17 protein-coding genes are annotated in these 14,754 nt (G+C 42.2%); 11 read left to right on the plus strand and 6 right to left on the minus strand.

The annotated features are described in order from the left end of the window. The first annotated feature begins 18 nt into the window (after nt 1-18). Entirely contained in the window at nt 19-1,302 is a 1,284-nt protein-coding gene (locus EO132_RS11350; protein WP_127137960.1) for a TlpA family protein disulfide reductase, read from the plus strand. Between the two features lie 8 nt (nt 1,303-1,310). On the opposite strand, the gene EO132_RS11355 is transcribed toward EO132_RS11350, so the two are convergent. Next, nucleotides 1,311-1,760 (minus strand): hypothetical protein, encoded by a 450-nt coding sequence (locus tag EO132_RS11355; RefSeq protein WP_127137961.1) that lies wholly within the window; start codon nt 1,758-1,760, stop codon nt 1,311-1,313. Between the two features lie 42 nt (nt 1,761-1,802). Next, on the minus strand, nt 1,803-2,756 hold the full coding sequence (locus EO132_RS11360; protein ID WP_127137962.1) for a TolB family protein: 954 nt from the start codon (nt 2,754-2,756) through the stop codon (nt 1,803-1,805). 141 nt (nt 2,757-2,897) lie between these two features. Between EO132_RS11360 and EO132_RS11365 the strand changes: the two genes are divergently transcribed. After that, nucleotides 2,898-4,433 carry an N-acyl-D-amino-acid deacylase family protein gene (locus EO132_RS11365; RefSeq protein ID WP_127137963.1) on the plus strand — a complete coding sequence of 512 codons (1,536 nt, stop codon included), beginning with the start codon at nt 2,898-2,900 and terminating at the stop codon, nt 4,431-4,433. 8 nt (nt 4,434-4,441) lie between these two features. On the opposite strand, the gene arsB is transcribed toward EO132_RS11365, so the two are convergent. The 4 genes from arsB to EO132_RS11385 are packed head-to-tail and all read right to left on the minus strand — an operon-like array spanning nt 4,442 to nt 6,966. After that, nucleotides 4,442-5,494 carry an ACR3 family arsenite efflux transporter gene (arsB, locus tag EO132_RS11370; RefSeq protein WP_127137964.1) on the minus strand — a complete coding sequence of 351 codons (1,053 nt, stop codon included), beginning with the start codon at nt 5,492-5,494 and terminating at the stop codon, nt 4,442-4,444. Beyond that, nucleotides 5,494-6,111 carry an arsenate-mycothiol transferase ArsC gene (locus EO132_RS11375; protein ID WP_127137965.1) on the minus strand — a complete coding sequence of 206 codons (618 nt, stop codon included), beginning with the start codon at nt 6,109-6,111 and terminating at the stop codon, nt 5,494-5,496. The genes arsB and EO132_RS11375 overlap by 1 nt, the downstream gene beginning before the upstream one ends. Nucleotides 6,112-6,125: 14 nt before the next feature. Then, nucleotides 6,126-6,590 (minus strand): DUF6428 family protein, encoded by a 465-nt coding sequence (locus EO132_RS11380; protein WP_127137966.1) that lies wholly within the window; start codon nt 6,588-6,590, stop codon nt 6,126-6,128. Nucleotides 6,591-6,636: 46 nt separating this feature from the next. Beyond that, nucleotides 6,637-6,966, minus strand: a complete 330-nt coding sequence (locus EO132_RS11385) for an ArsR/SmtB family transcription factor (protein WP_127137967.1) — start codon at nt 6,964-6,966, stop codon at nt 6,637-6,639. A gap of 176 nt (nt 6,967-7,142) precedes the next feature. Here EO132_RS11385 and EO132_RS11390 point away from each other — a divergent pair, with 176 nt between their 5' ends. From EO132_RS11390 to EO132_RS11430, 9 genes are read left to right on the plus strand one after another with little or no spacing between them, the layout of a single operon-like run. Then, complete coding sequence (locus EO132_RS11390) at nt 7,143-8,273, plus strand: cysteine desulfurase family protein (RefSeq protein ID WP_235856442.1); 1,131 nt, start codon at nt 7,143-7,145, stop codon at nt 8,271-8,273. After that, nucleotides 8,270-9,424 carry an XdhC family protein gene (locus EO132_RS11395; protein ID WP_127137969.1) on the plus strand — a complete coding sequence of 385 codons (1,155 nt, stop codon included), beginning with the start codon at nt 8,270-8,272 and terminating at the stop codon, nt 9,422-9,424. The genes EO132_RS11390 and EO132_RS11395 overlap by 4 nt, the downstream gene beginning before the upstream one ends. Beyond that, complete coding sequence (locus EO132_RS11400) at nt 9,421-10,026, plus strand: nucleotidyltransferase family protein (RefSeq protein ID WP_127137970.1); 606 nt, start codon at nt 9,421-9,423, stop codon at nt 10,024-10,026. Before EO132_RS11395 ends, EO132_RS11400 begins: the two co-directional genes overlap by 4 nt. Next, nucleotides 10,023-10,259 carry a MoaD/ThiS family protein gene (locus EO132_RS11405; protein WP_127137971.1) on the plus strand — a complete coding sequence of 79 codons (237 nt, stop codon included), beginning with the start codon at nt 10,023-10,025 and terminating at the stop codon, nt 10,257-10,259. The genes EO132_RS11400 and EO132_RS11405 overlap by 4 nt, the downstream gene beginning before the upstream one ends. Next, complete coding sequence (locus EO132_RS11410) at nt 10,256-11,269, plus strand: HesA/MoeB/ThiF family protein (RefSeq protein ID WP_127137972.1); 1,014 nt, start codon at nt 10,256-10,258, stop codon at nt 11,267-11,269. The genes EO132_RS11405 and EO132_RS11410 overlap by 4 nt, the downstream gene beginning before the upstream one ends. After that, the gene (locus EO132_RS11415; protein ID WP_127137973.1) at nt 11,262-11,705 is read left to right on the plus strand and encodes a molybdenum cofactor biosynthesis protein MoaE; all 444 of its coding nucleotides are present in this window, start codon (nt 11,262-11,264) and stop codon (nt 11,703-11,705) included. The genes EO132_RS11410 and EO132_RS11415 overlap by 8 nt, the downstream gene beginning before the upstream one ends. Beyond that, on the plus strand, nt 11,706-12,602 hold the full coding sequence (gene moaCB / locus EO132_RS11420) for a bifunctional molybdenum cofactor biosynthesis protein MoaC/MoaB (RefSeq protein WP_127137974.1): 897 nt from the start codon (nt 11,706-11,708) through the stop codon (nt 12,600-12,602). It abuts the gene before it with no gap. Next, nucleotides 12,595-13,587, plus strand: coding sequence for a GTP 3',8-cyclase MoaA (gene moaA, locus EO132_RS11425; protein WP_127137975.1), 993 nt, complete (start codon nt 12,595-12,597; stop codon nt 13,585-13,587). Before moaCB ends, moaA begins: the two co-directional genes overlap by 8 nt. Next, nucleotides 13,587-14,753, plus strand: a complete 1,167-nt coding sequence (locus EO132_RS11430) for a molybdopterin molybdotransferase MoeA (RefSeq protein ID WP_127137976.1) — start codon at nt 13,587-13,589, stop codon at nt 14,751-14,753. Before moaA ends, EO132_RS11430 begins: the two co-directional genes overlap by 1 nt. Nucleotide 14,754: the final 1 nt, after the last annotated feature.

Raw genomic sequence — 14,754 nt, forward strand, 5'->3', positions numbered from 1 at the left:
CAGGTTAAATAACTTTTAATGAAGAAATTATCTTGGAATAGATTGGTTTTATATGCCGTACTGATGAGTTTCGTCATAAAATCATCTGAGGAAATAGTTAATTTTATGCACATGAAAAACGTTTTGAAGTTTACTTTGCTTTTCGTGTTGATGATGCAATCCTGTTCCGAAAATGCTGAGCTTTCGGTAACCATTGATTTGGATGCTGGAGCAGATTGGAAACCAACGGTATATTTGATTCAACCAGAGAAATTTGACAATGTGGCACAGAGCTTTGTTGGAAAAGTGCTGGATTCAGCACAAGTATCCAAAAACGGTCATTTCGAATTCATCAACCTTCCAGCATATGAGGAACCCGTTTTATTGGAACTTGCGGTTCAGCGAAAGGGAGAGAAATACCCCAATCGATTAACAAATGAAAACCCCAAAACGGATAATTACTTTCCTTTAATCTATCAACCAGGTTCACAAATAAGGATTGAAGCTGATATTGCCCATTTTCAATCCACTTTTGCTATTGAAGAACCATCAGCAACAAATAAAGCGCTGTTGCAATTGCGGGATATACGTTTGGAGGCCTATGAAAGATATTTGGCAGGTCAAATGGAGAATCATGGTGTGGATGAGGATTTACTGCAACGTGAAAAGAACTTGTATAATTTTAAAAAGGAGTTGATTGATTTTTCGGATAGCACAGCAAAACTATTACCTGCGATGGTTGCTTTGCGTTGGGCCAGCCCTGAAGGGAACTATGAACGTGTTGCGGAACTGGTGTACAAACAGTCTGAAAAGTGGAATGCGCTCTACCCAGAACATGCTTGGGTAAAGGAACTGGCTACGGTGGCCGATAAACGAAATCTACCCATTTTGGTTGGCGATCTTATCCCAGAGACACAATTCCCCATGAAAGATGGGGTAACTACATCTTTGCAAACGTTACTTGAAAATCAAAAAATGGTGCTATTGGATGTTTGGGCCTCTTGGTGCGCACCTTGCAGAGTGGAAAACAGAAATGTGCTAGTGCCACTCTGGGAAGAGCACCATGAAAACGGTTTTCAAATTGTTGCCTATGGATTGGAAAGTAGTGAAAAGGCTTGGAGCAATGCCATTACAAAGGATGGAGCACACCGGTGGTTGCATGCATCACATTTACAAGGGGACCAAAACCCTTTTATGGACGCGCTACGTTTGACTACGATTCCTGCAAATTTTCTATTGGATGAAAAGGGTAGGGTGTTGGCCAAAAACCTGCATGGGGATGATTTGGCTAATTTTGTAGATAAGTATATGTCCAAGAAGTAAAGCCATCGTTACAAAAATTGGAAAAGATAATTGAACGAAAGTTCGAGGGTAGCTCCTAAAATAAAGCTTCCAAGTACCTCTAACAAAGAAATCCTTCCAAGATTATAGGTGTTGGAAAAAGCCAGATACAGGGACCAAATAGCGCAGACCACAAAAATAATGGTTGCATAAATAGGAACATTGGAGTCAAAGAGCCCTATTAGATTAAAAATAGGGTCTAATAATGCGTTAAAGGCGAAAAGGGCTAGGGTGAAATTACTTTTTTTGTGGCCTTGAAAAAGATATATACCTGCTATAAATAACTCAACACATATTGCAATAGGGCCAAATTGATAATAATATTTGGAGTTGAAGTAAGCCTCTGGATTGTTCGGAAAAACACTGTTTTGATAGAATACTATCGCCAAAACCAAAGCGATGGCCATAAAAATAAGAGCGTTGGATTTTCTTTTTGTCATGATTTGAATAAAGTTATACCAAAAATTAATTGGAATGTAGAGTTAATCTGTTGATTTCCAAATAAAACTTGGTGCTTGTTGATATTGGAAGGTATCATCGGTCAAGATTTCCATTTCCTTGGTTTCCCAATTCATCAAACCAATATGAAATTGGGATTGTTCATCATCGAACAGTTCAATGGCGAGCCATTTCCCATGCGGACTCCAATCATGCCAGCCTTCGTTTTGGGTGTTTTCGGTCAGTTTCCAGGTTTTGCTGCCATCCAAACTAACGGCATACAAACTGTACTTGCCGTTTTGTTTACTTTGGTAGGTTACAAAGTTTTCTGTTGGATGCAATTTAGGCGCTCCGGCACGGTACCCAAATCTTCCAGCAGTTGAGTCTTTTTCCGGATAATGGGTCAGTTGCTTTCGGTTTTGACCATCTTCATCAATAATGTATAGTTCTTCATCAAACCCAGTTATATTTTTTCCACTGGTCTTACCACCCCTGAAAACCACTTGCTTTCCATCGTTTACAAATAGAGGGTCTGCGGCAAAAGGCAATCCAGTATCCAATTGATCAATGATTTTTCCATTTCCATCAAGGATATAAAAGGTGGATTCTATTATCAGTTTGGGTTTAACGATTAGCTCAGAGCCGTCTTTTCGGGTGCTCATCCAGCTATCAGCCAATTCCAGATTGGAAACTTTCTTGACATTTTCTCCTTTGAAATTGCTTTTGTACAGAAAATAGCATCGTTTGCAAGCCCCTCTGTCAGAAATAAAATAAAGCGTGTCTTGGTACGAATAATAGGTCCACTCCACATTGTAAAGATCTGTGATGTTTTTCTTATCCGTACCATCCAGATTCATGGAGAACACCTCGTAATTGTCAATATCAACATCCCTTAGAACATTGTAAACCAGTCCCAATTCGTGTTCGGAGGTGTCATTTTCAGATTTACAGGATAACAACAATACTAAAAGCCCAAGAATAGTTACTCCTTTTGTCATAATGTGTTTAGTTTGATTGAATTTTATGCAATGTTGAAGATACTAAACTATCTGAAATTTTAAACCTGTCATATTTTATAGTTTATTTGTAATGAACACTGTTTTTCCCATAGGGAACAGACCGACTTAAACCAACCAACTATGCTTTCCAGATTTCTTTCTTTTTTACTATTGACTTGTTTGTTTTTCTCTTGTAATGAAGCTCAAAAAACCGATGATACCACATATGACCTATGGATTAAAAACGCCAAGGTAATTGACGGGACCGGGTCAGAAAGCTACAGGGCACATGTCTTGGTCTTGAATGACACAATAGCAAAGATTGAAAAGGATACTACACTAGAGTTTCTGGCACAAGAGCAGGTAGATGCTGCGAAAAAGGTGTTGACTCCCGGTTTTATAGATACGCACGGCCATGGCGACCCTATAGAAAGTCCCGAATTCAAGAATTTTCTTGCCATGGGCGTTACCACCATTGCACTCGGACAAGATGGATATAGCCCCAGAGAGAAAGATTTATCCGGCTGGATGCAAAAAGTGGATTCCGTGAATGCCGGCGTAAACATTGCAATGTTCGTGGGGCATAATTCCATACGCCAACTCTCAGGGGTAAATTATGAGGAAGTTCCTTCGGAAGAAGGTCTCGCTGAAATGAAAAGTTTGTTGAACAATGCCTTTGATGCCGGTGTTTTTGGTATGACCTCTGGCTTGGAATACAACCCCGGTAGTTTCTCTAAGAAAGAGGAACTGGAGGAATTGGCAAAGGTAGTAGGGGAGCGTGATGGACTTATCATGAGCCACATGCGGGACGAAGATGATACAGAAGTGGAGCAATCCATAAGGGAACTGCTGAGCCAGGGTAAGTATTGCCCAGTGCACGTTTCACATATTAAATCCGTTTACGGAAAAGGAGAGGAACGAGGGAAAGAGATTTTGAGCCTACTTGATAGCGCCAAGGCCGAAGGTGTAGAGGTCACGGCGGATTTGTATCCCTACACGGCCAGTTATACGGGTATTGCCATTGTTTTCCCGGACTGGGCCAAAAAGCCCCATGATTTTGATGAGGTGGTAGCGAATAGAAAAACGGAACTACAGGAATTTCTTCGGAACAAAATTGCACAACGCAACGGCCCTGAGGCTACCTTGATTGGCTCCGGAGAATTCGCAGGGAAAAATCTAAAGGAGATTTCAGAGGAATTGAACAAGCCATTTGAAGATGTATTAATTGAGGATATTGGCCCTTATGGTGCCAGTGGGGCTTATTTTATTATGGATGAAACCCTGCAAAAAACTTTGGTGCAAAGCGATTTGGTCAACATTTGTAGCGACGGAAGCCCAACTATGCGACATCCCCGCGGCTACGGTAGTTTCGCTAAAGTAATCGAAACCTACGTGAATGATGATGGATTATTCACTTTGGAAGAAGCAGTTCATAAAATGACAGGGCTTGCGGCCAAAACAATGGGTTTGCAAAGCAGGGGACTGATTCAAGAGGGTTTGAAGGCTGACCTCTTGCTTTTTGATCCTGCAAAAGTAAAAGCAACAGCAACGTTCGAAAATCCACATCAACTTGCAGAAGGGTTTGATGAAGTTTGGGTCAACGGAAAAAGAGCCGTTACAAATGCTCAGTTCTCCGAGGAACGATTCGGTCAAATGCTGCGGAAACAAATACCCTAAGAATAACCTTAAGCTTTTGATGTATTAAAGCCAAAATACTTCTTTCTCAACCAAAAAGAAACCTTTACCAATAAGATCAAGGCCGGAACTTCCACCAATGGGCCTATGACACCAGCAAAGGCTTGACCTGAGTTTAGTCCAAAGACAGCTATAGCAACGGCTATGGCCAGTTCAAAATTATTTCCAGCCGCCGTAAATGCCACCGAAGCAGTTTTGTCGTACTCGGCACCCATAGCCTTTGTGGTAAAGAAACCGATAAGGAACATCAAAGCAAAATAGATCAGCAGGGGAACGGCAATAATCAACACATCCATCGGAATCTCAACAATCAACTCTCCTTTTAAGGAAAACATGATCACAATGGTAAACAAGAGGGCTATCAAAGTCATCGGGGAAACAGCAGGGATAAACCTTGAGGTATACCAAGCTTCGCCTTTTGATTTCACCAAAATCTGACGACTCAAAATTCCCATTAAAAAAGGAATGCCAAGATAGATGGCCACACTTTCGGCAATGGTACCAATGGAGATATCGACAATGGCTCCTTCAAAACCAAAATGGGGTGGGAGTACAGTAATGAATATCCAAGCGTAAAAACTATAAGCAAAAACTTGAAAAATACTGTTCAATGCCACCAAACCGGCACCATATTCGCTGCTTCCTTCGGCCAAATCGTTCCAGACGAGCACCATGGCTATGCATCGCGCCAAACCGATCAGAATAAGCCCAACCATATATTCCGGGTAGTCCCGGAGAAATATGATGGCAAGGGCAAACATTAAAATAGGGCCCACAATCCAGTTCAACACAAGGGAGATGGATAGGATTTTAGTGTTTTTGAACACTTTTGGCAGCAAAGAATATTTGACCTTGGCCAAGGGTGGGTACATCATCAAAATCAATCCGATGGCAATGGGGATATTGGTGGTTCCGCTACTAAAAGAATTGACAAAATCAGGAAAGTTGGGAAAAAAGTATCCAATCCCGACCCCAAGGGCCATGGCTACAAAAATCCAAAGGGTCAGGTTCTTATCTAAAAAGCTCAATTTTTTGATGGCCATTAGTTTTGAATTTTGGAGAAAACATAAAACATTTCGGTGGCAATCTGTTTGCTTCGCTCGCTGTATTTTTCAGCTTGTTGAGGCGTGTCGTCGAACGCTTTTGGATCGTCGTAGGTAATCGGGATTCGTTTTTCAGCTCCGGGCACAAACGGGCAACCTTCATCGGCTTGCGAACAGGTCATAATGGCGGCAAAGTCCGATTTCGGGTTAAAATCATCATCCATTCGTTTGGATAAACAGATAACGGGGTGTTCGTTCTCCGAAAACTTGATGCCATACACTGGGTTTTTTCCTTCGGAAAGCATCTGTACCTCAAAACCTGTGTTCGCTAGGGTAGAGGCTACCATGGGAAATAAGGCGGTTGCCTCCGTTCCTCCCGAATAGCAACTCACATTCCTAACTCCAAAATGATACGCTATCGTCTGAGCCCAAATTTGGGACAAATGACTCCGTCGGGAATTATGGGTACAGATAAAGTTGAGACGAATGGATTTTCCATTGCTGACTTTTTCCTGAACATACTCCACAAGAGGAGATAAGGTTTGTTTTCTCTCCGATGTGATGGTTGTGATATCCAGATTTGAAATATAATCGTTCAACACCTTGTAATGTGACATAAGCTTTGAATTTTTTAGCAACACCCACTTCCTGGAACACATCCAGAATTTTGAAGCTCGGAAAGTTTTACTTTGGGCTTTTCTTCTGGAATACCACATTTGTCCTTGGCTAAACAATCGGTTTGTTTGGTGGTCAATAAAAAGTTGGTGCCATCAAAATCAAGTGCGAATTTCTCAATGGTTTGCCCTTGATACTCCACTTCAACTTCTAAATTTCCGATATCCAATGTTTTTTGAGACAATTCGATGATATGTACCAATTTTTCAGGATGAAGCCTATGGTCGTAGTCATTGGCGTTCCAGAGTTGGAAATTGACCACTTCTTCGTTACGGACAGTTCCACCACAGTCAATAAAATGCTTGGTGATTTTACCCACTTCGGTTACGTGAAAATGATTGGGAACCAACTCCCCGTTTGGTAATTGGAACGCTATGGTCTCCAATTGCGCCAATGCTGATTTAACTTCTTCTAATTTCATATCTCTATATTTATTGTAATATTACGATTAATGAACTCAAATTTTTTTAGCAACATTCCTTTTTGTCCAGGTCCTGATCTAAGAATTCCGACATAACGCTCTTCATTTTCTTCCAGTTCTCGGCATCAATGCAGTAACAAACACTGGTGCCTTCTACATTGCCCTTGATCAAACCTAGATGCTTCAATTCCTTTAAATGTTGGGAAATCGTGGGTTGTGCCAAACCGATTTCATCCACCAAGTCGCCACAAACACAAGCATTCAACTTGTACAAATACTGTAAAATCGCAACGCGTGCTGGATGCCCAAAAACCTTGGCGTACTGCGCAATTTGATTTTGCTTATCGGTGAATATTTCAGTTTTGGCTAAGCCCATAGATAATTTTGTTCATTGCAATATTACGATTAATAGAGTTGTCGCCAAAGGTTTTATCGAGTTTTATTTCATAATCGTTTGAAAAACATAGGTAAATACTGATTCTTTCTTATTACATTGCGTTATGCACGCTTAAACATAACGATTGTAATTTGTCGCTAAACGGAAAAATATATTTGGATTACAATGCAACCACACCTACAAATCCAAAAGTGGTGGAGGCAATGCTGCCGTATTTTACCGAGAACTTTGGCAATGCAAGCAGTGATCACTCCTATGGATGGTATGCCGATGATGCAGTTGAAACAGCACGTATTCAGGTAGCGAAGCTGGTAAATTGTAGACCAACGGAAATCACTTTTACCTCCGGAGCTACTGAGGCCGCTAATTTGGCCTTGTTCGGATTTTGCAAAAAAAACAGGAGCAAGGGCAACCACATTATTTCCTGTAAAACGGAGCACAAAGCAGTCGTGGATACTTTGGAGGCTTTGGAATCCGATGGTTTTGAAGTCACGTATTTAAATGTGGATGGACAAGGAAACATCGATTTGAATGTGTTGGAGGAAGAAATAAACCCATCCACAATTTTGGTCTGCTTGATGCTTGCCAACAACGAGACAGGTCTGATTCATCCGATAAAAACGATAACCGAAATAGCGCATTCCAAGAGTGTTCCTGTAATGTCCGACATTACACAGGCAGTGGGTAAAATCCCAATTGATTTACAGGATTCGGGAATCGACATAGCTGTTTTTTCTTCACACAAACTTTATGGCCCCAAAGGTGTTGGTGCACTTTATTTAAATAAAAACAATAACATTTCCATTGACAAACATCTTTTTGGTGGCAGCCACGAAAAAGGATTGCGACCTGGTACTTTGAATGTTCCTGGTATTGTTGGTTTTGGCAAAGCTAGTGAAATTGCAAAGCAAAGCTTGAAAGAGAATCACCAAAGATTTAAAAGGCTTCAAAACCAATTGGAGGAGGGGCTGTTGACCATAGATGAGGCAACCATCAATTGCCAAAATGAAGAGCGGTTGCCTAATACCACAAATGTATCGTTCAAAGCAGTGGATGGCACCAAGTTGCTTCGTTATTTGAATGCCTTGGCTGTTTCTCGGGGTTCCGCCTGTACCGCGAATCAAGTGAATCCATCACACGTATTAAAAGCGATGGGAGTTGATGATGAAGTTGCCTTGGCCAGTCTACGAATCAGTACAGGCCGAGACACCTCTTCGGAAGATATTGAAAAAGCGGTGTTTGAAATTAAAAAAGCAGTCAACCAACTAAAAACTAGTGTTGTATGAGGGAGTTGGATGTCATCATATCAAAATATAAAGAGCTAAAATTGCAGGATGTACGCTGTATTTTGGCTACTGTTGTCCATGTTGAAGGCTCATCGTACCGAAGAGCCGGTGCACGAATGTTGGTGGACGAATACGGAAATATTACAGGGGCCATAAGCGGAGGTTGCTTAGAGGGTGATGCGCTCAGAAAAGCACTTTTTGCGTTGGATAGACAAGAAAACAAGCTGGTCACTTACGATACCAGTGATGAGGATGATGCGGTTATCGGCGCACAATTAGGCTGTAATGGTATTATTCAGGTGCTCTTTGAACCCATAAATTATACCGATGGGAACAATCCATGCGAACTTTTGAGAACCATTACCGAACAGGAAGTTCCCATGGCGGTCTCGGTCGTTTTTAATTTGGATAAATCCCAACAACAACTGGGAACCAGTTTGGTTACGGATGAAAATCAGGCAGTTTCGGGTCAGCAGCTTTGCGATGATTTACAACAAGCTTTGCTTGTTAAAAGTAGAGAGGTCATCAATGAAAATGCATCTTGTTTTGCAGAGCTCACAACGGAAGAGAAAACACATTTTGTGTTCATCCAAATCCATCAACCACCTGTAAAATTGGTATTGGTAGGAGCAGGGAACGATGCCCAAATCTTGGCGCAACAAACCGATTTACTAGGTTGGAAAGTGACCGTTACCGATGGGCGTCCCACGCATGCCAACAAAGAACGTTTTGTGGGATCTTGCGAAGTGATTGTTACCAAACCAGAGGAAACGCTAAAAAATATCAACATAGATAATCGAACTTGTTTTGTGTTGATGAGCCATAATTACAACTACGATTTATCGGTGCTTAAGTTATTGCTCGGAAATCCCGAGACACCTTACATTGGCATTTTGGGTCCATTGAAAAAATATGAGCGCATGCTTAACGAGTTGGCAGATGGAGGCATCGAAGTATCCAAAGAGGATTTGGCCAAGATTCACGCACCTGTAGGCTTGGAAATAGGCGCAGAGACACCGGCCGAAATTGGATTGTCCATTTTGGCAGAGATACAAAGTGTGCTAACCGACAAAGAGGCTCGACCTTTAAAGCAGAAAACTGAGCCGATTCACGATACGAAACAGAATCAATTTCAAAAAATAACCCTTTGAGTGCAGAAGAAAACATAGCGGTGGTTGTTTTGGCAGCAGGTGGCTCTACTCGTTTGGGGCGACCAAAGCAATTGGTGGAATATAAGGGAAAAACCCTTTTGGACCATGCATTGGATAAAGTGGACCTACTGGGTTTCCAAACCAAAATTTTGGTTTTAGGCGGAGAGCGGGAGGAGATTGTCGATAAAATTAATCCCAATGACTTTAAAGTGGTCGTTAATACCCATTGGGAGCAAGGAATGGCGTCTAGCATCAAGGTTGGGCTGGAAGCTGCGATGGCGAAGGAAGAAGGATTGGACTATGTATTGTTTCTGGTATCCGACCAACCCTTTTTGGAACGCACCAACTTAATCAAACTGGTGCATACCCAACTGACACAACATCCAAAAGCAACCTATTCCAAATATGGGGATAATATTGGAGTGCCGGCCATCTTTAGTAAGGAAGCATTTCCATTGTTATTGCAGCTGGAAGGAGACGAAGGAGCTAAGAAACTAACTCGCATGGAAGATTTTAATTACTGTGCGGAAACCTTTAAAAAGGGAGGTTTTGATGTGGATACCGAAGAAGATGTGAAGCAACTAAAGCAAATGGAAGAATGAAAGTGACCGTTAAATATTTTGGTTTGGTAGCCGAAGCTACTGAAAAGTCCGAAGAGGTTTTGGACCTCAATGGAACGCTTACCGCTTTGGAACTAAAGGTACAATGCTTGAACGGCTTGGCTATAGCGGACAAAGAGTCCGTACAGATAGCCGTAAACCAAAATTTGGATGATACAATAACCTTAAAAGACGGGGACGAAGTGGCCTTGTTGCCACCATTCGCTGGAGGATGAGCAGATACGACAGACAAATAAAACTCACGGAAGTTGGGCCTGGAGGTCAGGGAAAGCTTCGCAATGCCAAAGTATTGATTGTTGGTGTTGGGGGGCTGGGCTGTCCTGCTGCGATGTATTTGGCAGGCGCAGGAGTCGGCAAAATTGGTTTGATGGACCATGATAAGGTCGATATGTCCAATTTGCATAGACAAGTCCTCTTTCAAGAATCGGATGTGGCAAGGTCAAAAGCTGTTGTTGCCAAGGAACGTTTGGAAAAACAGAACAGTGAGGTACGGTTTGAAGTGTTCGAAGTGCCGTTGACCGTTGAAAACGCGGAAAACATCATCAATCAATACGACGTCGTTTTGGATGGCACGGACAATTTTGAAACCAAGTACCTTATCAATGATGCGTGCATATTGACGAATAAACCTTGGGTTTTTGCCTCTATTTATAAAAATGAAGGACAATTATCGGTCTTCAATTACAAGAATGGGCCTACGTATCGGTGTGTGTTCCCAAAAAGCACACGGCAGAACATCAGTTGTGAGGCCACGGGCGTATTGGGTGTATTACCGGGCATTCTCGGAACGCTGCAGGCAGCGGAAGTACTTAAAATTATTTTGGGGGCGGGCGAAGTAATGTCGGGTAGGTTAAAACTCATCAATATGATGCGGGCCAGCGAGCAGATCATCAAAATAAACAAGCGCCCCGAAGAAGTGGAAAAAATTCGCAAGAATGGAATAGCTCCCGTTTACATTGATTGCGATTTAAAAAATAAGGAACAGTGGTATCTCGATGTACGCGAAGTGTTCGAACAGCCCAAACCAAAGGGTAAAAAAGTGCTCAGTATTCCGATGAGTGATTTAACATTACGATACCAAGAAATACCCAATAATCAGGAGGTTTTTGTATTCTGCCAATCTGGAAAACGAAGCAAAAACGCCATAGAAATCCTTAAAAACGAATTTGGCTTTCACAATTTGAAAAACGTGGAAGGCGGTATAGAAACAATTATTGATGGATAAGAAGAAACCAAAAAAAGTATTTGTACAAGGAGCGATTCCTCCCGAAAAAATAGCCAATTCGGTGGCTAACCACCAAAGCAAGACGAATATTGGCGCGCACAGTATTTTTTTGGGACAGATAAGGGCCGACGAGGTAGAAGGTAAAACCGTGACTGCCATCGATTACACAGCATATGAAGAAATGGCTGAGAAAGTCTTCCACGAAATACGCGAAGCAGCTTTTGCCAAGTTCGACATTACCTGTGCTCATATTTATCACAGTTTGGGTAAGGTAAACGTTGGGGAGTTGTGTTTGTTCGTGTTCACATCATCGGCACACCGAAAGATTGCGATAGAGGCGACCAACTTTTTTGTGGAGGAAATCAAAGCGAAAGTACCTGTGTTCGGTAAAGAGATTTTTGAGGACGAAACTCATCAATGGAAAGTAAATAAGTAAATGGTAGACATTACACATAAAGTGACGACTTTGCGGGAAGCTACCGCTGAAGCTATCGTAAAAACAAGTAGCCAAGCTACGATAGATGCGATACAAAACAATGAAGTTCCCAAAGGGAATGTGTTTGAAATGGCCAAAGCGGCTGGTTTGTTGGGCGTCAAGAAAACACCGGACCTATTGCCTGATTGTCATCCGTTACCCATTGAATACACGGGCATCGATTATGAAATTGACGGGTTGGACATTACCATTTCCATGACGGTAAAGACCATATATAAAACAGGGGTAGAGGTAGAGGCGATGCACGGAGCAAGTGTTGTGGCCCTTACCATGTACGATATGCTAAAACCGATTGACAAAAACGTGGAAATCGGCACTATTCGCCTTAAATCCAAAAAAGGAGGGAAATCTTCCTATAAAATCAATTCGGAAGGGTTGACCGCTGATGTTGTTGTTTGTTCGGATACCATTTCCAAAGGAAAAGGCGAGGATAGGGCAGGAGAGGCTATCATTGAGAAATTGAAGTCTCTGGGTGTGCCATCCCAAAAAAGCATTATTCCCGATGAAGCTGAAGCAATCATCAAAAAAGTGGAAAACACTTTTGCTGACTTGCTGATTTTTACCGGAGGAACAGGCGTGGGACCTCGAGATGTCACCCCGCAGACCTTGGAACCCATGTTGGACATCAAACTAAAAGGAGTAGAAGAACAAATGCGAAGCTACGGGCAAAACAGGATGCCGTATGCGATGTTCTCGCGTTCCATCGCGGGCATTAAAGACGGTAAATTGATATTGGCACTTCCAGGTTCCACAAAGGGAGCAGCGGAATCCATGGACGCGATTTTCCCGCATGTGCTGCATGCATTTAAAGTGATAGAAGGAAAAAGACATGATTGACAAAAAACCACAAATAATAGACAACTTCGGTAGGCCACATACCTATCTGCGCATTTCATTGACGGATCGGTGCAACCTGCGGTGCTTTTACTGTATGCCGGAAGAAGGCATTGAGCTGATGGAAAAACCGAGTATCATGACGCTGGAGGAAATCATTGAAATGACACGGACATTTCGGGATTTGGGCGTGGATACGGTGCGGCTGACGGGCGGCGAACCTTTGGTTCGGAAGAATTTCGGCTATTTGGTCGAGGAGCTTGCCAAACTGGGCGTGACCCTAAAATTGACCACAAACGGAATTGTACTTGATAAATATTTGGACCTTTTCAATAAAATTGGGCTGCGCAAAATTAATTTCAGTCTGGATACACTGGACAAGGCCAAATCCATTTTCATCACCAAGCGGGACTATTATGAGCGCATTATGCGAAACTTGAACATGGCCTTGGACATGGATATGGATATCAAGCTCAATATTGTGTTGGTCAAGGGAGTGAATGATAAGGAAATCAATGATTTTATCGCATTGACCAAGGATAAAAACATTACACCCAAATTTATTGAGTTTATGCCTTTTAAGGGGAATAAATGGGACTGGAGCAAGGGCGTTTCCAAAGAAGAAATCTTAAAGACCGTAGGCGACAAGTTCGGGGAAATCGAAACGTTACAAAATCCAAAGCACAGTACCTCCACAAATTTTAGAGTGAAGGGTCACAAGGGCAGTTTTGGCATTGTAAGCACGATTACCAATCCGTTTTGCGATGAATGCAACCGTATTCGCTTGACCGCCGATGGCAAAATGAAAAACTGTCTTTTTACCACCTCAGAAACTGATTTATTGACGCCGCTTCGAAAAGGAGAACAAATTGAAAGCACCATTCTGGAGGCCATAAAATCCAAAAAGCATTCCCGTGATGGCATGGATGTTAAAATGGACGCCGACCACTACGAGCAAAACCGTTCAATGATTTCAATAGGAGGCTAATGGTTACGATTGAAGAAGCCCTTCGTATTATCGAAGATCAAAACATCTGTTTAAAAAGTGAATCAAAACCTTTGGCGAAGGCATTGGGTTATGCATTGGCAACAGACACGGTATCACCCTTTGATGTACCTGAGTTTGATAATTCGGCGATGGACGGATATGCCCTTTCCGGACTTTATCAAGAATACCAATTGATAGGGGAGGTCGCTGCTGGCGATTCCGAGGATGTCTCGTTGCAAGATGGAGAAGCCGTTCGGATTTTTACTGGAGCAAAAGTGCCCAAAAACACCACTGCTGTGATGATGCAAGAGAAAACCTCCGTAAAAGACAGCACGCTGTTTCTTGATGAGGTGCCCAAAGCTGGACAGAATATCCGAAAAAAGGGCGGTCAGTTGACGGAAGGGCAAGCGGTATTTGAAAAAGGGCACATTTTGAACCCACCTTCTTTGGCTTTGATGGGCAGTTTGGGATTATCGCAATTGGAAGTGTTTTCCAAACCACAAATCAATATCATCACCACGGGAAATGAACTCGTAAAACCGGGAGAACCCAAAACCGAAGGACAGATATACGAATCCAACAGCTACGCGATTTCTGGGGCACTTCAGCAATTTGGATTTCAGCATCATCAAAAAACGCAGATAAAAGATGATTTTGAGGCCACGAAAGCAGGCATTAAAACGGCATTGGAGTCTTGCGATGTACTGATTATCTCGGGAGGGATATCGGTCGGTGATTACGATTTTGTAAAACAATCCCTCGAAGAAAACGAGGTCAATGAATTGTTTTACAAGGTGTTTCAAAAACCAGGAAAACCTTTGTATTTTGGAAGGAAAGAAAATCAGTTTGTGTTTGCCTTGCCTGGGAACCCAGCATCTTCACTGACCTGTTTTTATGTGTACGTACTTCCGTTATTACAAAAACTATCAGGATATGAGAACGTAGGTTTGACCACTTATCAATTCCCGATAAAGCATGCATATGAAAACCGTTTTGGACGGCCATCCTTTTTAAAAGCCGCTGTTGTTAATGGAAAAGTAGAGATTCTTGATGGACAAGGGTCTTCCATGATTCAATCCATGGCCAAGGGCAATGCACTAGCTTTTGTGGCTGATGGGGAAGCATTCAACGAAGGCGATTTCATCAAGTGTAAACTAATTTCATAAT

The sequence above is a fragment of the Flagellimonas oceanensis genome, assembly GCF_003992595.1.
GTDB classification, from domain to species: domain Bacteria; phylum Bacteroidota; class Bacteroidia; order Flavobacteriales; family Flavobacteriaceae; genus Flagellimonas; species Flagellimonas oceanensis.

Coding starts and splice junctions, on each gene's coding strand:
- EO132_RS11350 (WP_127137960.1), top strand. CDS start 19: ATGAAGAAATTATCTTGGAATAGATTGGTTTTATATGCCGTACTGATG.
- EO132_RS11355 (WP_127137961.1), bottom strand. CDS start 1,760: ATGACAAAAAGAAAATCCAACGCTCTTATTTTTATGGCCATCGCTTTG.
- EO132_RS11360 (WP_127137962.1), bottom strand. CDS start 2,756: ATGACAAAAGGAGTAACTATTCTTGGGCTTTTAGTATTGTTGTTATCC.
- EO132_RS11365 (WP_127137963.1), top strand. CDS start 2,898: ATGCTTTCCAGATTTCTTTCTTTTTTACTATTGACTTGTTTGTTTTTC.
- arsB (WP_127137964.1), bottom strand. CDS start 5,494: ATGGCCATCAAAAAATTGAGCTTTTTAGATAAGAACCTGACCCTTTGG.
- EO132_RS11375 (WP_127137965.1), bottom strand. CDS start 6,111: ATGTCACATTACAAGGTGTTGAACGATTATATTTCAAATCTGGATATC.
- EO132_RS11380 (WP_127137966.1), bottom strand. CDS start 6,590: ATGAAATTAGAAGAAGTTAAATCAGCATTGGCGCAATTGGAGACCATA.
- EO132_RS11385 (WP_127137967.1), bottom strand. CDS start 6,966: ATGGGCTTAGCCAAAACTGAAATATTCACCGATAAGCAAAATCAAATT.
- EO132_RS11395 (WP_127137969.1), top strand. CDS start 8,270: ATGAGGGAGTTGGATGTCATCATATCAAAATATAAAGAGCTAAAATTG.
- EO132_RS11405 (WP_127137971.1), top strand. CDS start 10,023: ATGAAAGTGACCGTTAAATATTTTGGTTTGGTAGCCGAAGCTACTGAA.
- EO132_RS11410 (WP_127137972.1), top strand. CDS start 10,256: ATGAGCAGATACGACAGACAAATAAAACTCACGGAAGTTGGGCCTGGA.
- EO132_RS11415 (WP_127137973.1), top strand. CDS start 11,262: ATGGATAAGAAGAAACCAAAAAAAGTATTTGTACAAGGAGCGATTCCT.
- moaCB (WP_127137974.1), top strand. CDS start 11,706: ATGGTAGACATTACACATAAAGTGACGACTTTGCGGGAAGCTACCGCT.
- moaA (WP_127137975.1), top strand. CDS start 12,595: ATGATTGACAAAAAACCACAAATAATAGACAACTTCGGTAGGCCACAT.
- EO132_RS11430 (WP_127137976.1), top strand. CDS start 13,587: ATGGTTACGATTGAAGAAGCCCTTCGTATTATCGAAGATCAAAACATC.